16 protein-coding genes are annotated in these 17,304 nt (G+C 69.4%); 11 read left to right on the top strand and 5 right to left on the bottom strand.

The features are described from left to right. Positions 1 to 12 precede the first annotated feature (12 nt). From ACFDS6_RS03110 to ACFDS6_RS03100, 3 genes are read left to right on the top strand one after another with little or no spacing between them, the layout of a single operon-like run. Complete coding sequence (locus tag ACFDS6_RS03110) at positions 13 to 1,137, top strand: bifunctional 2-C-methyl-D-erythritol 4-phosphate cytidylyltransferase/2-C-methyl-D-erythritol 2,4-cyclodiphosphate synthase (protein ID WP_375270646.1); 1,125 nt, start codon at positions 13 to 15, stop codon at positions 1,135 to 1,137. Continuing rightward, the gene (locus ACFDS6_RS03105) at positions 1,134 to 1,661 is read left to right on the top strand and encodes a hypothetical protein (RefSeq protein ID WP_375270645.1); all 528 of its coding nucleotides are present in this window, start codon (positions 1,134 to 1,136) and stop codon (positions 1,659 to 1,661) included. The genes ACFDS6_RS03110 and ACFDS6_RS03105 overlap by 4 nt, the downstream gene beginning before the upstream one ends. Next, positions 1,658 to 2,206 (top strand): CinA family protein, encoded by a 549-nt coding sequence (locus tag ACFDS6_RS03100; protein ID WP_375270644.1) that lies wholly within the window; start codon positions 1,658 to 1,660, stop codon positions 2,204 to 2,206. Before ACFDS6_RS03105 ends, ACFDS6_RS03100 begins: the two co-directional genes overlap by 4 nt. On the opposite strand, the gene ACFDS6_RS03095 is transcribed toward ACFDS6_RS03100, so the two are convergent. Then, positions 2,146 to 2,628 carry a type II toxin-antitoxin system RatA family toxin gene (locus tag ACFDS6_RS03095; protein ID WP_375270643.1) on the bottom strand — a complete coding sequence of 161 codons (483 nt, stop codon included), beginning with the start codon at positions 2,626 to 2,628 and terminating at the stop codon, positions 2,146 to 2,148. The genes ACFDS6_RS03100 and ACFDS6_RS03095 overlap by 61 nt on opposite strands. Continuing rightward, positions 2,628 to 3,560: a lipoyl synthase gene (lipA, locus tag ACFDS6_RS03090; protein ID WP_375270642.1), complete on the bottom strand. Its 933-nt coding sequence runs from the start codon at positions 3,558 to 3,560 to the stop codon at positions 2,628 to 2,630. Before lipA ends, ACFDS6_RS03095 begins: the two co-directional genes overlap by 1 nt. 51 nt (positions 3,561 to 3,611) lie before the next feature. On the opposite strand from lipA, the gene ACFDS6_RS03085 reads away from it, so the two are divergent. Continuing rightward, positions 3,612 to 4,247, top strand: a complete 636-nt coding sequence (locus ACFDS6_RS03085; RefSeq protein ID WP_375270641.1) for a carbonic anhydrase — start codon at positions 3,612 to 3,614, stop codon at positions 4,245 to 4,247. Positions 4,248 to 4,272: 25 nt separating this feature from the next. On the opposite strand, the gene ACFDS6_RS03080 is transcribed toward ACFDS6_RS03085, so the two are convergent. Both ACFDS6_RS03080 and aspS read right to left on the bottom strand, forming a co-directional pair. Continuing rightward, positions 4,273 to 5,685 carry an APC family permease gene (locus tag ACFDS6_RS03080; protein WP_375270640.1) on the bottom strand — a complete coding sequence of 471 codons (1,413 nt, stop codon included), beginning with the start codon at positions 5,683 to 5,685 and terminating at the stop codon, positions 4,273 to 4,275. Between the two features lie 106 nt (positions 5,686 to 5,791). Beyond that, entirely contained in the window at positions 5,792 to 7,624 is a 1,833-nt protein-coding gene (gene aspS / locus ACFDS6_RS03075; protein WP_375270639.1) for an aspartate--tRNA ligase, read from the bottom strand. 145 nt (positions 7,625 to 7,769) lie between these two features. Here aspS and rnd point away from each other — a divergent pair, with 145 nt between their 5' ends. From rnd to ACFDS6_RS03040, 7 genes are all read left to right on the top strand, one after another. Further along, a complete protein-coding gene (rnd, locus tag ACFDS6_RS03070) occupies positions 7,770 to 8,942 on the top strand; it encodes a ribonuclease D (protein WP_375270638.1) in 1,173 nt (390 codons plus the stop codon). Positions 8,943 to 8,959: 17 nt separating this feature from the next. Continuing rightward, positions 8,960 to 9,220 (top strand): I78 family peptidase inhibitor, encoded by a 261-nt coding sequence (locus ACFDS6_RS03065; protein ID WP_375270637.1) that lies wholly within the window; start codon positions 8,960 to 8,962, stop codon positions 9,218 to 9,220. Between the two features lie 79 nt (positions 9,221 to 9,299). Then, positions 9,300 to 11,108 carry a DUF885 family protein gene (locus tag ACFDS6_RS03060; RefSeq protein ID WP_375270636.1) on the top strand — a complete coding sequence of 603 codons (1,809 nt, stop codon included), beginning with the start codon at positions 9,300 to 9,302 and terminating at the stop codon, positions 11,106 to 11,108. A gap of 91 nt (positions 11,109 to 11,199) precedes the next feature. Next, positions 11,200 to 12,285, top strand: a complete 1,086-nt coding sequence (locus ACFDS6_RS03055; protein ID WP_375270635.1) for a metallophosphoesterase — start codon at positions 11,200 to 11,202, stop codon at positions 12,283 to 12,285. 59 nt (positions 12,286 to 12,344) lie between these two features. After that, positions 12,345 to 13,406 carry a phosphoesterase gene (locus tag ACFDS6_RS03050; RefSeq protein ID WP_375270634.1) on the top strand — a complete coding sequence of 354 codons (1,062 nt, stop codon included), beginning with the start codon at positions 12,345 to 12,347 and terminating at the stop codon, positions 13,404 to 13,406. 83 nt (positions 13,407 to 13,489) lie between these two features. Next, positions 13,490 to 15,139, top strand: a complete 1,650-nt coding sequence (locus ACFDS6_RS03045) for a diguanylate cyclase (protein ID WP_375270633.1) — start codon at positions 13,490 to 13,492, stop codon at positions 15,137 to 15,139. A 131-nt stretch (positions 15,140 to 15,270) separates the two neighbouring features. Continuing rightward, positions 15,271 to 16,242 carry an alpha/beta hydrolase gene (locus ACFDS6_RS03040; protein WP_375270724.1) on the top strand — a complete coding sequence of 324 codons (972 nt, stop codon included), beginning with the start codon at positions 15,271 to 15,273 and terminating at the stop codon, positions 16,240 to 16,242. Between the two features lie 18 nt (positions 16,243 to 16,260). On the opposite strand, the gene ACFDS6_RS03035 is transcribed toward ACFDS6_RS03040, so the two are convergent. Further along, positions 16,261 to 17,280 (bottom strand): SMP-30/gluconolactonase/LRE family protein, encoded by a 1,020-nt coding sequence (locus ACFDS6_RS03035; RefSeq protein ID WP_375270632.1) that lies wholly within the window; start codon positions 17,278 to 17,280, stop codon positions 16,261 to 16,263. Between the last annotated feature and the right edge of the window lie 24 nt (positions 17,281 to 17,304).

Genomic DNA, 17,304 nt, shown 5'->3' with positions numbered 1-17,304 from the left:
GGCGCGCGGACGATGACAACGACCGCGATCATCGTCGCCGCCGGCACCGGCTCCCGTTCGGGTCAGTCCGGCCCCAAGCAATTCGCGCCGCTCGCGGGCCGGGCGATGCTGGCGTGGAGCTACCACGCACTCGCGACCCACCCGCGGATCGACGAGGTGGTGATCGTGATTGGCGAGGGTCAGGAAGCCATGTTGCGCGACGCGTTGCCGCAAGCCCGCTTCGTGCTCGGGGGTGCGGCGCGCCACGACTCGGTCGCGGCGGGGCTGGCAGTGTCGGAGGACGCCGAAGTCGTGCTGGTCCACGACGCTGCGCGGCCGTTCGTGCCCGCCGCGGTGATCGACCGCCTGCTCGCGGCGCTCGACGCTTCTGACGGTGCCGTCCCGGTGCTGCCGGTCGCCGACACGCTGGTCCACACCGACGGCACGCTGGTGGCGCGCGAGCCGCTGCGCCGCGTCCAGACACCGCAGGCGTTCCGCCGCGCGACGCTGCTCCGCGCGCATGACATGTGGTCGGGCGACGCGCCGACCGACGACGCGCAGATGGTGCGCGCGCTTGGCGAGCGCGTCGCGTTGGTGCAGGGCGACCAGATGCTCGAGAAAGTCACCTACCCCGCCGATTTCGCCGCGGCCGAGGCGCGCATCGGTTACGAGACGCGCTCGGCGAGCGGCTTCGACGTCCACCGGCTGGAGGACGGCGAGGAGTTGTGGCTCGGCGGCGTGCTGATTCCGCATCACCGGGGACTGTCGGGGCACAGCGACGCCGACGTCGCGCTCCACGCGATCACCGACGCGGTGCTCGGCACGATCGCGGCGGGCGACATCGGTACGCATTTCCCGCCGAGCGACCCCAAGTGGAAGGGCGCCGAGTCGGGCCAGTTTCTCGCCCACGCGCGCGAACTGGTCGAGGCGCGTGGTGGACGCGTGACCTTCGTCGACCTGACGATCATGTGCGAGGCACCCAAGATCGGCCCGCACCGCGCCGCGATGCAGGCGCGGATCGGTGCGTTGCTCGACCTGCCGGTAGACCGCGTCAGCGTAAAGGCGACGACGACCGAGCGATTGGGCTTTACCGGACGTGGCGAAGGGATCGCCGCGCAGGCGGTGGCGACGATCCAGCTACCGGGTACGCTGGCGTGAGTTCCCTGCTGGCACTCGCCACCGCGCTGTCGCTCATCGCCGCGCCCGCGGCCGCGCAGTCGCCGTGCCTCAACCAAGCGGAGGCCGAGTCGATCGCGCTGGTCAGCATGCCCGCGATCATCCGCGACGCCGGCCGCGTCTGCGCCGCGCTGCCCGCGACCAGCCTGTTGCGGCGCACATCCGGTCCCTTCCTCGCCAAGTACGACGCCGAGGCTGATCGCGCCTGGCCCGCCGCGAGACAGGCGATCGCGAAACTGAGCGACCCGTCGGTGGAACTGCTGCTGATGAGCGATTATGCCAGGCCGATGCTGACCAGCCTCTTCGCGCCGCAAATCACCGGGCGACTGCAAGCGCGCGATTGCCCGACGCTCGACCGCCTGGTCACGCTGCTGGAGCCGCTGCCGGCGCGCAACACGGCGGGGATCGTCGTCGCGACGCTCCAGTACATCAAGGCCGAGCACGCGCGCGGCGCGATGCGCGACGCGCCCGATCTGCCGATCTGCGCCGCGAGGACCGCCCAATGAGCGAGGACGCGAGCGCGGGAACGAGCGACAGCGTGCTGCCGGACGAACTGATCGCCGCCGCGCGCCGCGTGGTGGAGGAGAATAGTGCGATCCAGCGTCGCGTCGCGGTAGCGGAAAGCTGCACCGGCGGGCTGGTCTGCGCCGCGCTGACCGAGATCGTGGGATCGTCCGCGGTGTTCGAATCCGGGTTCGTGACCTACTCGAACGAGGCGAAGATCGCGACATTGGGCGTCAGCCGCGACGTGCTCGACACGTTCGGCGCGGTATCGATCGCGACCGCGTGGAGCATGGCGCAGGGCGCGCTGGCCAAGTCGGGCGCGGACGTCGCGGTGGCGATCACCGGCGTGGCCGGGCCGGGAGGCGGCAGCGAGAAGAAGCCGGTCGGCACCGTCGTGTTCGCGCGCGCGGAGCGGGAAGGCGACCCCGCCGACATCGTCGCCGACCGCAAGAACTTCGGCGACATCGGTCGCGGCGGCATCCGGCTTCAGGCGGCGCTCTGTGCGCTCGAACTGCTGCTGCCGGGACCCGCGGTCGAGGCGGCGTAGAGCGAGGCGGCCCGCGTCTCGAACGCGCCGATCATGCGGCGTAGTGCCACCGAGAACACCTGCCCCGCCAGCATTTCGAACATGCGGTTCTTGAACGCGAAGTCAACCGAGAAGTCGACCAGGCAGCCGCCCTTCCCGTCCTCACGGAAGCGCCAGTCGTTGTAGAGGTACTTGAGCGGCCCGTCGACGTACTCGACATGGATCGTCTCGGGCCGCTGCTTCCTCACCTTGGACGTGAACGTCTCGCGCAGGCCTTTGAAGCCGACGATCATGTCGGCGACTGTCTCGGTATCGCCGTCCTGCCGCACGCGCATCGCGGTTACCCACGGCAGGAACTCCGGGTAACGCCTCACGTCCGCCACCATGTCGAACATCTGTTCCGGCGTGTACGGCAGCGCGCGTGTCTCCGAGTGCTTCGGCATCAGGCGCGCGCCAGCTTCGCCTCGCGCGCGGCACGCAGCTTCGCGAAATCGTCGCCCGCGTGATAGCTCGACCGCGTGAGCGGCGAGGAGGCGACGAGCAGGAAGCCCTTCGCGCGCGCGATCGCGGCGTAGGCGTCGAACGCCTTGGGCGTGACGAAATCGGCGACCTTGGCGTGCCTGGGCGTGGGTTGGAGGTACTGGCCCATGGTCAGGAAATCGATGTCGGCCGAGCGCATGTCGTCCATCACCTGATGGACTTCGAGCCGCTCCTCGCCCAGACCCATCATCACGCCCGACTTGGTGAAGATCGACGGGTCGTGCCGCTTCACGCTCTCCAGAAGCCTGAGCGACGCATAGTAGCGCGCACCCGGGCGGATCGTCGGGTAGAGCCGGGGCACGGTTTCCAGATTGTGATTATACACGTCTGGCCGCGCCTCGACGATTGACTCGACCGCGGCCTGCGCCTTGTTGCGGAAGTCGGGTGTCAGAATCTCGATCGTCGTCGACGGCGTGTTGCGACGAAGGGCCTGGATCACCTTCACGAACTGCGACGCGCCGCCATCAGGCAGATCGTCGCGATCGACCGAGGTGATGACGATATGTTGCAACCCCATCTCGGCCGCCGCCACCGCGACATGCTCGGGCTCGAGCGGGTCGACCGCGCGCGGCATGCCGGTCTTGACGTTGCAGAAGGCGCACGCGCGCGTGCACGTGTCACCCAGGATCATCACGGTGGCGTGCTTCTTGGTCCAGCACTCGCCGATGTTCGGGCAGGCGGCCTCCTCGCACACGGTGGCGAGGTTCAGGCGCCGCATCAGCTGCTTGGTCTCGGCGAAACCGGTCGAGGTCGGCGCCTTGACGCGGATCCAGTCGGGCTTGCGCGCGCGCACCGGAGCCGGGGTGGGAGCCAGAAGCGAGTTCGTATCGTTCATGCGGCGCGAGATAGCGTCGTCTGACCCCTTAAACAACGTAGGAGCTATAGAATGCCGAGGGATGTTGCCGGTCTGATCGAGGGTTACCAGCGGTTCCGCAGCGAGGACTGGGAGAAGGAAAAGGCGGAGTGGGAAACGCTCGCCAAGGGGCAGAAGCCGAAGGTGCTGGTGATCGCCTGCTCCGACAGCCGCGTCGATCCGACGCAGATCTTCGATGCGCGCCCGGGCGAGCTGTTCGTGATCCGCAACGTCGCCAATCTGGTGCCGCCGTTCGAGACGGGTGGTGGCTACCACGGCGTGTCGGCCGCGCTGGAATTCGCGGTGACGCAGCTGAAGGTCGGCGAGATCCTGATCATGGGCCACGCCTCTTGCGGCGGTTGCGCGGCGGCCTTGTCGCAAGGGTTCAAGGATGCCGAGAAGGGCGCGGGCGGCTTCGTGGCCAATTGGATCAGCCTGCTCGACGACGCGCGCGAGAAGGTCGTCGCGGAGAAGGGCACCGGACCCGAGGCGCAGACCGCGATGGAATGGGAGAGCGTCCGTACCTCGATCAAGAACCTGCGCACCTTTCCGTTCGTGAAGGAGCGCGAGGACGCGGGCGAGCTGAAGCTGCGCGGCGCGTGGTTCGGCATCGCGGAGGGCGAGCTGCGCGTGATGCAGCCGAACGAGGGCGCGTTCGAGCCCGCGTGACGTACTTCGGTGCCGGCCGCCAAGCTCAGGTGGTCGGCACCACCGCCTGCCAGCGGCGACGCCGCAGCACGAGCAGGTAATAAGTCGCGGCGACGACGATCTGGATCAGCGTCGCGACGATCGCGGGTCGCCCCTCCTCCACGTCCTGCCACGTCGCGATCGTGATCAGCGCGAGCGCGATCAGCGTGACGATCGGCGCCAGCGGGTAGAGCGGCATGCGATAGGTCGCGTGGCGCGATGCGCCCGACCGCCGGCCGATCATCGCCGCGACCGCGATCCCGGCGTAGATCGCGATCAGCCCCGCGCCGCTCCACACCTCCAGCAATCGTAGCGGCAGGAAGCACAAGGCCATGCCGACGCCGCCGACCATCAGCGTGCCGGGATGCGGCGAGCCCCAGCGCGGGTGGATCGCGGTCATCCAGCGATCGAACGGTCGCCCCCACGAGCCATCGCGCGCGGTGCCGTAGAAGAAGCGCGCGCAGGCGAGCACCCAGGCGATGATCGCGTTGACGATCGCGAGCGCGACGCCGAGCGCCATCGCCTGCCCCGCACGCTCCCCCGCCATCGCCGTGACGAGGTCGCCGAACGGGTTGGAGGAGGCGAGCAGCGCGCGCAGGTCGACCGCCCCCATCAGCGCGGCGACGAGCGGCAGTCCTTCGAGTGCTAGCGTGAAGACGAGCGCGAGCATGATCGAGCGCGCGATGCGGCGCGGCGCCTCGTGCATCTCCTCGCCGAAATAGACCGCCGCGCCGTAGCCGTTGAAGGCGAAGATCGCGATCGACGCGGCGACGCCGATTGCGGTGAGCGACGCCGGCGCGAGCCCCTGTCCCGCAGTCATCACGGGGTTGGCGATGAAGTCCAGCGGGTTGCGCTGCACGTCCACGAGGCCCAGCGCCGTGACCGCCAGCAGCGCCAGCACCTCGATCAGCAGGAAGAGTCCGGTGACGAGCGCGTTGACGCGGATGTTGAGCAGTCCGAGCAGCGTGCACGCGCCCACCACGACAATCGCGGTCGGCACCTGCGGCAGCGAGGGGATGACGCCGACCAGCACCTCGCGGATGCCGAGCCCCGCGACGGGCAGGAAGATCAGGTTGTTGAACACGTTGATGCCGAGCATCACGAAGCCTGCCATCGGGCCGAGCGTGTGCGCGACCATAACGTACTCGCCGCCCGCGACCGGCCAGGCGGACGACAGTTCGGCGTAGATATAGGCGGTGGCGACGCACACCAGCGCCGCGACCACCGTCGCCCAGATCGCGCCGGTGCCCGCGACCTGCAACATGCCCGGCACGATCACGAACACCGACGAGGCAGGCGTCGTGACCGACAGCGTCAGGAACAGCACGCCCGCGACGCCCAGGCTGCGCACGAGCGGTGTCGGCGACGCGTCGGGCGCACGCGGCAGCGGCGCTGCCGTTCCGGTATCTGGTTGTCGCATCGTCCCCCGCCCTAACCCTCAAGGCTTAGCAGCGCGGGCTTCTGACATGGTTAACGAGGGGGTGCCAGCCCCTCGCCGCGGCGGATTATCCTTGCCGCGCCGGGGATCAGCCCGCGCGCTTGCTGACGGCCGCGTCCACGTCCACGTCCGCCTTCGGCCCGTCGGCGGTCACGCGGATGTTCAGTTCGCGCAGCTGCTTGGGCGTCGCGAAGTTCGGCGCGCCCATCATCAGGTCCTCCGCCTTCTGCGTCATCGGGAAGACGATGACCTCGCGGATGTTGGGCTCGTCCGCCAGCAGCATGACGATGCGGTCGATGCCGGGTGCCGAGCCGCCGTGCGGCGGCGCGCCGTACTTGAACGCGTTGATCATGCCGGCGAAGTTCGTGTCGACGTCGGCCTGCGTATAGCCGGCGATCTCGAACGCCTTGTACATGATCTCGGGCTTGTGGTTCCGGATCGCGCCCGACGACAGCTCCACGCCGTTGCAGACGATGTCGTACTGATAGGCGAGGATGTCGAGCGGGTCCTTGGTCTCCAGCGCCTCCATCTCGCCCTGCGGCATCGAGAAGGGGTTGTGGCTGAAATCGACCTTCTTGTTGTCCTCGTCATACTCGAACATCGGAAAGTCGACGATCCAGCAGAACTCGAAGCGGTTCTGGTCGATCAGCCCGAGCTGATCGGCGACGCGGGTGCGCGCGAGCCCGGCGAGCTTGGCCGCCTGCGCTTCCTTGCCGGCCGCGAAGAACACGCCGTCGTTGGGACCGAGCCCGAGCGCGTCGGCCATCGCCGACATCTTGTCCTCGCCGTGGTTCTTGGCGATGGGGCCGCCCCATTCGCCGTTCTTACGCGTGGCGTAGCCGAGGCCGGCGAAGCCCTCGCCCTGCGCCCAGGCGTTCATGTCGTCGAAGAACTTGCGGCTCTTCTCGTGCGTGCCGGGCGCCGGGATCGCGCGCACCACGTCGCCCCCCTCGACGATCGAGGCGAAGCGGCCGAAGCCGGAGCCGACGAACTGCTCACTCACATCCGCGATGATCAGCGGGTTGCGCAGGTCGGGCTTGTCGTTGCCGTACTTGAGCATCGACTCGCGGTAGGGAATGCGCTTGAACGGCAGCGCGGAGACGGTGCGACCCTTCCCCTGCCAGTTCGCGAACTCCTCGAACACGCCGTGGAGCACGGGCTCGATCGCCTGGAACACGTCCTCCTGCGTGACGTAGCTCATCTCGAAATCGAGCTGGTAAAACTCGCCGGGCGAGCGGTCGGCGCGCGCGTCCTCGTCGCGGAAGCACGGCGCGATCTGGAAATAGCGGTCGAACCCCGCGACCATTAGCAGCTGCTTGAACATCTGCGGGGCCTGGGGCAGCGCGTAGAACTTGCCCGGGTGGACGCGGCTGGGGACGAGATAGTCGCGCGCGCCCTCGGGCGACGACGCGGTCAGGATCGGCGTCTGGAACTCGGTGAAGCCCTGGTCGACCATGCGGCGGCGGATCGAGGCGATCACGCTGGAGCGCAGCATTATGTTGGCGTGCAGCTTCTCGCGGCGCAGGTCGAGGAAGCGGTTCCGCAGGCGGATCTCCTCGGGATACTCGGCATCGCCGAACACGGGCATCGGCAGCTCGGCGGCGTGGCTCTGCACGGTGGCGTCGCGCGCGTAGACCTCGATCTCGCCGGTCGCGAGATTCGGGTTCACCGTCGCTTCCGAGCGGCGCTTCACGGTGCCGTCGATCGTCACGACCGATTCGACACGCAGGCTGTCGAGCAGCACGAGCGCGGGGCTGTCCGCGTCGGCGACGATCTGCGTGATGCCGTAATGATCGCGCAGGTCGACGAACAGCACGCCGCCGTGGTCGCGCTTGCGATGCACCCAGCCCGACAGGCGGACGGTGTCGCCCTCCTTCGCGGCGGTCAGTTGGGCGCAGGTGTGCGAGCGGTAAGCGTGCATGGGCGGGTCTCTTGGTCGTCACCCCGGCGTACCGGGATTGGTGGCGGCTGAACGGTATCAGACATACCGGTCCAGGAACCCGCGCGCCCTCCCCTTCCAACCACGCTTTGTCAAGCGCGCCGGGCGTCGCTATGACCCGCGACCTATGCACGTTCACCCACTGATTACCGACAGCGCGACGCTCGCCAACCTGTGCGCCCGCCTCGCCGACGCGCCGTTCGTGACGGTCGACACCGAGTTCATGCGCGAGAGCACCTATTACCCCGAGCTCTGCCTGATCCAGATCGCGGACACGGAGGAGGCGGCGGCGATCGACCCCAAGGCGCCGGGGCTCGACATGACCCCGCTGCTCGAACTGCTGACCGAGAACGAGGACGTGCTGAAGGTCTTCCACGCCGGCGGGCAGGATATCGAGATCATCTACAACCTGACCGGTCGCACGCCGCACCCGCTGTTCGACACGCAGGTCGCGGCGATGGCGTTGGGCCAGGGCGAGCAGATCGGTTACTCGAACCTGGTCGACAGCTGGCTGGGCATCCAGGTCGACAAGGGTGCGCGCTTCACCGACTGGTCCAGGCGTCCGCTCGACGACCGCCAGGTCGATTACGCGATCGGCGACGTGACGCACCTGTCCGACATCTTCCCCAGAATGCTGGAGCAGTTGAAGAAGACCGGTCGCGGCGCGTGGCTCGACCAGGAAATGGAGCGGCTCGCCGATCCGGCGAACTACGCCAACGATCCCGACATGGCGTGGAAGCGCGTTCGCGTGTCGAGCCGCAAGGCCGACGTGCTCGGCCGGTTGAAGGCGATCGCGCGCTGGCGCGAGCTGGAGGCGCAGGGCAAGGACCTGCCGCGCGGGCGCATCGTCAAGGACGAGACGCTGGGCGACCTCGCCGGCCATCCGCCGCGCCGCCAGGCCGACCTCGCCAAGGTGCGCGGGTTGTCGCAGACCTGGGCCTCGAACGACATCGGTGCGCGGCTGATGGCGGCGATCGAGGGCGCCAAGCCGCTGAGCAGCGACGAGATGCCGTCGCGCGACGATCGCAAGCCGGGGCTGGGCAAGGACGGCGCGCTGGTCGCCGATCTGCTCAAGCTGCTGCTCAAGATCCGCGCGCGCGACATCGACGTCGCGCCGCGGCTGCTCGCGCGCTCGGACGATCTGGAGGCGCTGGCGGCGGGCGCGCGCAGCAATCTGTCGATCCTCGATGGCTGGCGCTTCGACCAGTTCGGCCGCGACGCGCTCGACTTGGTCGAGGGGCGGCTCGCCTTCGCGGTGATCAACGGACGGCTCAAGATGACTCGGACGGAGGACGCGTGATGCGTGCTGGTTGGTCGTTGCTGCTGCTGGTCGCCGCCTGCGCTCCCCAGCCTCCCGTTGCCCGGGAACAGGCGAGCGCAGGCTGCAACGCCGAAGCCGTACAGCAGTTCGTCGGGCAGCCCGCGGACGCAACCGCAGCGGAAGCATTGCGTGTGAGCGGCGCCAAGTCGCTGCGCCGCTACGCGACCGGCGACGTGCTGACGATGGACTATCGCGCCGACCGGCTGGACGTGGAAAGCGCCGCGAACGGCAGGATCGTCAAGCTGACCTGCGGCTAGGCGCTCGACAAGCATCCGCTGCTCGGTCAGTCTGGCTGCCGCTTCGAGCCACGCTCGACCAATCGGAGACAGATCGACCATGCAGCGCCGCCAATTCCTCGCATCCGCCGGCGTCGCCGGTGCCGCCGCTGCCCTGCCGCGCCTCGCGCACGCCGCCGCTGCCGGCACGCGCGACGCCGAACTGCGCGCGATGCTCGACCGCTTCTTCTACGCGCGGCTGAACGACAGTCCGGAGCAGGCGACCTCGCTCGGCTTCGACACCGGCCCGCGTGCCGCGCTCAAGGCAAAGCTGAGCGACGCGTCGCGCAGCGGTGAGCGGCGCGATTTCGCGCGTGCCAAGCAGGAGCTCGCGGCGCTTAAGACGATCCCGCGTGCGTCGCTGAGCGACGCGGGCAAGCTCGATTACGACGTGGTTAAATATGGCCTGGAGCGCGTGATCGCGGGCGAGCGCTACAGCTACGGGTCGAGCGCGGGTCGCTACGCCCCCTACGTGCTGACGCAATTGACCGGCGCGTACCGCGACGTGCCCGATTTCCTCGCCAATCAGCACCGCGTGCGCGACGCGGCGGACGCCGACGCCTATGTCGCGCGGGTGGAGGCGTTCGCGGGCGTGATCGACGCCGAGACGGTGCGCCAGCGCGAGGACGCGGCCAAGGGCGTGTTCGCGCCCGACTACATCCTCGACACGACGCTGAAGCAGCTCGCCGCGGTGCGCGACAAGGCGCCGGAGGCGACCGGCCCGGCCACCGACCTGTCGACCAAGCTGGAGGGCGCGAATCTGCCGCCCGAGCGCGCGCGGGCGGTTGCCAAGCTGATGGCGGAGCGCGTCTTCCCCGCGCTCGACCGGCAGCGCGCGCTGGTGACCGAGCTGCGCGGCCGCGCGGTCCACGACGCAGGCGTGTGGCGTCTTCCCGACGGCGACGCCTATTACGCCGCGGCGGCGAGTGCCGCGACGACCGTTGATCTGTCGGGCGACGAGATCCATCGCCTGGGGCTCGCGCAGGTGGCGGAGATCTCGGACCGGATCGACGGCATCCTGAAGGCGCAGGGCATGTCGACGGGCAGCGTCGGGGATCGGCTGGTCGCGCTCAACAAGCGGCCGGACCAACTCTACCCCAACACCGATCCGGGTCGCGAGGCGCTGCTGGAGCAGTTGCGTGCGCAGATCGCGGCGATGGCTAAGCGGCTGCCCGAGCAGTTCGCGGTGCTGCCGCGCGCGCCGGTCGAGGTTCGCCGCGTGCCCGAGGCGATCCAGGCGGGCGCGCCCGGCGGCTATTACCAGTCGGCCTCGCTCGACGGGTCGCGGCCGGCGATCTACTTCATCAACCTGCGCGACACGTTCGATCGGCCGAAGTTCGGGCTGGCGACGCTCAGCTACCACGAGGCGATCCCCGGCCATCACCTGCAGGTCATGTCCGCGCTGGAGAGCGACGACATCCCGCTGATCCGTCGTCGCGGCTTCTACTCGGGCTATTCGGAAGGATGGGCGCTCTACTCGGAGCAGCTCGCCGACGAGATGGGTATGTACGACGGCGATCCGCTGGGACAGGTCGGCTACCTGCAATCGCTGCTGTTCCGCGCGACGCGGCTGGTGGTCGACTCCGGCATGCACGCCAAACGCTGGAGCCGCGAGAAGGCGACCGACTATCTGATCGCCACCACCGGCATCGCGCGCGGGCGCAGCGAGGGCGAGATCGACCGCTACACCGTGTGGCCGGGTCAGGCGTGCAGCTACAAGATCGGGCACACGATGTGGGTCAAGCTGCGCGACGAGGCGAAACGGCGCGCCGGCGCGAAGTGGGACCCGAAGGAGTTCCACCGCGTGCTGACGCTGGGTGCGATGCCGCTGACGGTGCTGGAACAGGTTGCGCGCGAGCGGATGGCGTAGGCGCGCCTGATCTGGGCGCGCGTGCCGGCACCGTCGTTGGCGAGAGGATAGCATCATCTTTCACCTGTTCTTCGCGCTGCCCGGCCTGCTGGTGATCGCGCGCTGGTTGCTGCCGTTGGCGCTGCCGACGCCGGTCACGCTCGCGGCGGCCTCGCTGCTGCTGTTCGTGTCGCAATTTCATTTGTGGAGCCGGTTCTCGTCCGGGTCGGTGTTCGCGCCCGAGTTCCCGCGGCCGGTCGTGCTGTTGTTCAACTGGGCGTTCGGCGCGGTGCTGCTGCTGGCGGTCATGCAGGTGGCGATCGACCTTGCGAGCCTGGTCGGCTGGGTCGTTTCGCGTGGCGGATGGTCGATGCCGGACGCGGTGCGCTACGCGGCGGGCGGGGTCGCGGCAGTGCTGGCGGCGGTGGGCGTCGCGGGCGCCGTGCGCGTTCCGCCGGTGAAGGACGTGTCGGTCACGATCCCCGACCTGCCGCCCGAGTTCGAGGGCTACCGCTTGCTGCAGCTGACCGACCTTCACCTAAGCCGCCTGTTCACCGCCGACTGGGCGCGCGCGGTGGTGACGCGCGCCAATGCCGCGGGTGCCGACGCGATCGTGGTGACGGGCGACTTCATCGACGGTTCGGTCGAGATGCGCCGCGACGACGTCGTACCGCTCGCCGGGCTGCGCGCGCCGGACGGCGTATACGCGGTGCCGGGCAATCACGAGTATTTCTTCGATTACTCCGCGTGGATGCAGCGCATCCGCGAGCTGGGCATCGCCATGCTGCCCAACGCGCATGTCGGGCTGCGGCGGGGAAATGCCGCGCTGGTGATCGCGGGCGTGACCGACCTGTCGGCGCACCATGTCGGCCAGACAGCCCCGGACCTTGAGCGGGCGCTGACGGGCGCTCCCGCGGGGGCGCCGGTCGTGCTGCTCGACCACCAACCGCGCGGAGCTCGAACCGCGGCCGCCCGCGGAGTCGCGCTGCAACTGTCGGGGCACACGCACGGGGGAATGATCGCGGGGCTGGCACGGCTGCTCGAGCCGGCGAACGCGGGGTTCGTGTCGGGCGCCTACCGGATCGGCGGCATGACGCTGTACGTCAGCAACGGCACCGCGCTGTGGCCGGGCTTCGCATTGCGGCTCGGGCGGCCGTCGGAGATCACCCGCTTCACGTTGCGCCGCGCGCCTGAGTGAATCGACGGGCGCGTGAACCGACCGGCGGGCGAACTGTTCTGTCCGGCATGATCGGTTCGTTGACCCACGCAGACCCGCGCGCCGACGCGCGTGCGGGCATGGAACGCTTCCTGGCCGAAGTGCCGACGGGCGTGATCGCGGTGGCCGGGCATTTCGACGCCGATGGACTGTCGGCGGTGGCGACATTCATCCGCGCGCTGCGCACGGCCGGACGCGAGGCGGAGCCGGTGATCGTCGGCAAGACGGAGACGCCGTGGGACCCATCGTTCGCGCAGCGGCTGCGCGCGCTCGGTCCCGCCGCGCTGATCCTGACCGACCTGGGCACGCGCGGCGAAGCGGTGCTCGCGGACGTGCCCGCGCTGATCGTCGACCATCACCGCCCGACGGGCACGCCCCCGCACGCGGTGACGTTGAGCGGGCACGGGCTCTCTCCCGAACCGACCAGCGCGCTGATCGCGTGGTGGGCGGCGGCGGCGCTCGGCGAGCAGCCCGAGCTGCAATGGCTGGCGGCACTCGGGCTGATCGGCGACATGGCGCCCGAGGACGGCTTTCCCGAACTGGCGGAAGCGCAGAAACGCTGGGGCAAGACCGCGCTGCGCGACGCGACGTCGCTGGTCAATGCGCCGCGTCGGACGGGCGCGGCCGATGCCTCCCCCGCGTTGCGCCTGTTGCTGGAGGCTGACGGTCCGAAGGTCATCACCAAGGGCGATAGCGCCGACGCGCACGCGCTGGTCGCCGCCAAGGCGGAGGTACGCGAAGCCGTCGAGGCCGCGCGCCGGGTCGCGCCGCAGGTGGTCGGCGACGTGGCGCTGATCCTGTTTTCCTCACCGTGCCAGGTCCATCCGCTGATCGCGCAGCAGTGGCGCGGACGGCTGAAGGATAAGATCGTCCTTGCCGCCAACGCCGGCTATCGACCGGGCTGGGTTCATTTCGCCGCGCGGTCGGCGAGCGGGCGTGACCTCCTCGCCTTTCTTGCCGAGCACCGCCCGGACGGCGCCGACGGGCGCTTCGGCAACGGGCACGCGCAGGCGACCGGCGGCGCGTTGCCGGCGGAGGTGTGGAACGGCTTCGTCACCGGCTTGGGCTTTCCCGACGCGACCGTGCCCGAGGACCAGCGCTAAGAGGGGCGCGTCGCGTAATTGGCAGGCTGGTGGCAATCACCGGGACAAGCCCTCGTTAACCGGTGCCCCGCTATGATCGCGCAATGTTTGATAGCGTTGCAGGCGAGGGGGTCAACGGACCGGCTGCGGGCGCCACGCTCAGCCGCATCCTCGACCTGCTGCCCGGATTGGTCGCCTATTTCGATCGTAACCTGCGCTACTGCTACGCCAATCAGACCTACGCACGCTGGCGCGCGTTGCCACCCGAGCAGATCGTCGGGCGCTACGTTCGCGAGATCGTGGGCGAGCGCAATTACCCCCTGATCGCCGAGAAACTCGACCGCGCGCTCGCCGGGGAGCCGGTCACCTACGAGTATCACATCTTCGACAACGCCCATCAGCGCCGCGTGCAGGGTAGTTACGTGCCCGATTTCGGCAGCGACGGCACCGTGGTCGGCGTGGTCGTGCTGGTCACCGACATCAGCCAGCGCGACGACCTGCAACTGCGGATCGCGCACAGCGAGGCGATGTTCGCCGAAGCGTTCGAGAATGCGCCCGTCGGCGAGGCGATGGTCGGGCTCGACGGCAAGGTGATCCGCGCCAATCGCGTCTTCGCGACCATGCTGGACCGCACGGTCGAGGAAATGGTTGGCGTCAGCATCGCGTCGATCACGCATCCCGACGACATCGAGCGCGACCTGCACGAATTGCGCGCGCTGATCCGCAAGAGGCGAAACGGCTACCAGATCGAGAAACGCTACCTGCGCCGCGACGGGACGAGCTTCCAGGCCAGGGTGACGATCGCGGCGGTACGCGACGACGGCGGCGACGTGGTACGCTTCTTCGCGCACGCCGAGGACGTGACGCAGCAGCGCGAGGCCGAGCGGCGCCTGATCGAGACCAACGCGCGCCTGTCGCTGGTCACCGAAGCGGTGCGCGGCGGTTCGTGGCACATGGATATCGCGACCGATCGCTTCGAGACGTCCGAGGCGCTGGCGCGCTTCGTATCGGGGCCTGGTACGCGACCGTACGACCTCGACGGCTTCGTCGCGCACATCCACCCCGACGACCTCGCCAAGGCCGACCTGCGACCGCTGATCGAGGGGCAGTGCGACCGATCGTCGGTCGAGTATCGGCTGGAGACGCGGAGCGGCACGCACTGGATGCGCTGCGACCGCCGCCTGCTGCGCGACGCGCAAGGCAATCCCGAACAGATCGTCGGAGTCACGATCGACCTGACCGACGAGTATGAGCGGCGTACCCGCGCGGAGTTGCAGGCGACGACCGATCCGCTGACCGGATTGCTCAACCGCCGCGGATTGGAGCAGCGGCTGCGCGCGCTGCCACCCGAGTGCCCGTGCGGCGTGATGCTCGTCGACCTCGACGGCTTCAAGCAGGTGAACGACCGGCTGGGCCACGATGCCGGCGATGCCATATTGGTGGAGTCGGCCGAACGGCTGCGCGCCTCGGTACGCCAGGGCGATCTCGTCGCGCGGCTCGGCGGCGACGAGTTCGCGGTGGTGCTGGTCGGCGCGGACATGCCGGGACTGACGCGCTGGTCGGAGCGCACGGTGGCGGCGCTGCAAGGCGGGTTCGCCGCCTGTCATGACAGCGACCTGCGCGTCGGCGCGAGTCTGGGCGCGACCTGGTCGGCGTCGCCGCTGGTAACCGAGCGCGGCGTCATGGCGCGGGCCGACAAGGCGCTGTACCAGGCGAAGGCCGCCGGTCGCGGTACCTGGCGGCTCGCCGCCTGATCGCAGCGCCGGCGATCGCGACGCGGTGATCTCGGCCGGCTGCTGCGTGACGCTTAACCCGCCTGATCGATGTTGCTACCATGGGCGACGTTCGATGACGAACGCAGCGTGGAGCTTGGTACACGATGAGGATGCTCGTTGGCCGTCGTTCGATCCTGGGTGCTGCGGCCGCCCTGCCCCTGCTCAATCTCGCCACCGCGGCGAACGCCGCCCCGGTCACCGGGGGCGAAACGCTGGCATTGTGGCCGAACGATCCGCCCGGGGCGCCTTCGCAATTGCCGAAGGCCAAGATAGCCGATCAGTCCAAGCGCGCCGGTTTTACCGACCGCTGGGTGAGCGGCATCGCGCGGCCGTCGCTAATGGTGCGCCGCGCAGCCGCGCCGAACGGCACCGCGGTGCTGCTGGTGCCGGGTGGCGGCTACGGGTTTCTCGCGATCGACAACGAGGGCGAGGAGCAGGCGCGCTGGTTGAACGCGATCGGCGTCACCTGCTTCATCCTCAGCTGTCGTTTGCCCGGCGAGGGCTGGAGCGACCGCGCGCGCGTGCCGCTGCAGGACGCGCAGCGCGCGATGCGCGTGATCCGCTCGCGCGCGTCATCCTACGGCGTGGACGCGGCCCGCGTCGCCGTGCTCGGTTTCTCGGCCGGCGGGCACCTCGCCGGCAGCCTGGCGACGCGCTTCGCCGAACAAAGCTACGCGCGCGTCGACGCGGCCGATCAGCTATCGGCGCGCCCCGACATGGCCGGGTTGGTCTATCCGGTGGTGAGCATGGCCGCGCCGTTCACGCACGCGGGGTCGCGCGACAATCTGCTGGGAACGGACGCCGATCAGGCCAGTCGGCGCCGCGCGTCGGTCGAGTTGCACGTGGCTGAGACCACCCCGCCGATGTTCCTGGCGCACGCGAGCGACGACGATCTGGTGCCGATCGCCAACAGTCTGGCGCTGTACCGGGCGATGCTGGACCAGCACCGCGCGGTTGAGTTCCACGGCTTTGACCAGGGCGGGCACGGCTTCGGCACGCGGTTGCCGAAGACGGTTCCCGCCTCGGCGTGGCCGACGCTGTTCGCGGCCTTCGCGCGTCGCCTCGACCTGTTGCCGGGGTGAGCGCCGCGCCCGCTGCGATCAGTTGTCGAGCTTGAGCCTGACGCGCGCGACCGAGTCGCTGCTCGTCAGGAACAAGGTGCGGCGGTCCTCGCCGAACGCGCAGTTCGAGATCGCCTTGCCCGTCGCGATCAGCCCGAGCTTTCGCCCGTCGGGCGCGATGACGTAGAGCCCACCCGGCGCACTCGCGAACAGATGTCCGGTGCGTGCCACCTTCATGCCGTCGGGCAGACCGGGCAGGCCGCGGCGGAACTCGGGCGTGAAATCGACGAAGCGGCGCCCGGCCCCACGCGGCAAACCGTCGGTGCCGAGATCGTAGACCCGTATCTCGGGCGCCGCCTCGTCGGAGCAGGCGACGTACAAGCGATCCCCCTTCGGCGACAGCCCGATGCCGTTGGGGCGGCGCAGCGAGCGGTCGATCAGGTCCACCGTGCCGTTCGGGCGCAGGCGGAACACGCCGTTGAAGTCGAGTTCCTTGAGCGGTGAGGCGTCGCCTTCGGCGAGGCCGTAGGGCGGATCGGTGAAGTAGATCGCGCCGCCGCGCCCGAGCACCACGTCGTTGCAGCTGTTGAAGCGCTTGCCGTCAAAGCGATCGGCGAGGATCGTCTTGGCGCGGGTGGCGAGATCGACCCGCGCGATCGCGCGCGTGCCCGAGTCGGCCATGATGAGCTTGCCCCTCGGGTCGATCGCGAGCCCGTTCGCGCCCGCTTCGCGAATGCCCGCGGGTATTGCGCCGCTGAGCCCGGAGGGGTGGAGGAACGGACGCGCGCCCTCCCTTCGTTTCCAGCGGTGCACCGTATTGGCGGGCACGTCGGAGAACAGCAGGTAGCCGCCTTGCACGATCCACACCGGCCCCTCGGTCCAGCGATAGCCGGTCGCGATCGTCTCGATCGGCGCGGCCACGTCGATCACCTGGTCGAGTTCGGGGTCGAAGCGGGTAATCCCCGCGGGCGCGACGGCGGCGGCGGCGGACGCGCGACCGCTCGCCAGCAGCAGCGCCGAGCCTCCGGCCAGAACCGATCGGCGGGTTACGGTCGTCATCACATATGCTCCACTTGGGCTCAC

Origin of the sequence: Sphingomonas sp., assembly GCF_042095875.1 — a bacterium.
GTDB lineage: Bacteria > Pseudomonadota > Alphaproteobacteria > Sphingomonadales > Sphingomonadaceae > Sphingomonas.
Note: the sequence above shows the minus strand (reverse complement) of the source record. Positions and strands in the feature narration are given on the sequence as shown.

What these genes read in the sequence shown, in the direction of transcription:
- ACFDS6_RS03110 (WP_375270646.1), top strand. Translation starts at nt 13, where the DNA reads ATGACAACGACCGCGATCATCGTCGCCGCCGGCACCGGCTCCCGTTCG.
- ACFDS6_RS03100 (WP_375270644.1), top strand. Translation starts at nt 1,658, where the DNA reads ATGAGCGAGGACGCGAGCGCGGGAACGAGCGACAGCGTGCTGCCGGAC.
- ACFDS6_RS03095 (WP_375270643.1), bottom strand. Translation starts at nt 2,628, where the DNA reads ATGCCGAAGCACTCGGAGACACGCGCGCTGCCGTACACGCCGGAACAG.
- lipA (WP_375270642.1), bottom strand. Translation starts at nt 3,560, where the DNA reads ATGAACGATACGAACTCGCTTCTGGCTCCCACCCCGGCTCCGGTGCGC.
- ACFDS6_RS03085 (WP_375270641.1), top strand. Translation starts at nt 3,612, where the DNA reads ATGCCGAGGGATGTTGCCGGTCTGATCGAGGGTTACCAGCGGTTCCGC.
- ACFDS6_RS03080 (WP_375270640.1), bottom strand. Translation starts at nt 5,685, where the DNA reads ATGCGACAACCAGATACCGGAACGGCAGCGCCGCTGCCGCGTGCGCCC.
- aspS (WP_375270639.1), bottom strand. Translation starts at nt 7,624, where the DNA reads ATGCACGCTTACCGCTCGCACACCTGCGCCCAACTGACCGCCGCGAAG.
- rnd (WP_375270638.1), top strand. Translation starts at nt 7,770, where the DNA reads ATGCACGTTCACCCACTGATTACCGACAGCGCGACGCTCGCCAACCTG.
- ACFDS6_RS03060 (WP_375270636.1), top strand. Translation starts at nt 9,300, where the DNA reads ATGCAGCGCCGCCAATTCCTCGCATCCGCCGGCGTCGCCGGTGCCGCC.
- ACFDS6_RS03045 (WP_375270633.1), top strand. Translation starts at nt 13,490, where the DNA reads ATGTTTGATAGCGTTGCAGGCGAGGGGGTCAACGGACCGGCTGCGGGC.
- ACFDS6_RS03040 (WP_375270724.1), top strand. Translation starts at nt 15,271, where the DNA reads ATGCTCGTTGGCCGTCGTTCGATCCTGGGTGCTGCGGCCGCCCTGCCC.
- ACFDS6_RS03035 (WP_375270632.1), bottom strand. Translation starts at nt 17,280, where the DNA reads ATGACGACCGTAACCCGCCGATCGGTTCTGGCCGGAGGCTCGGCGCTG.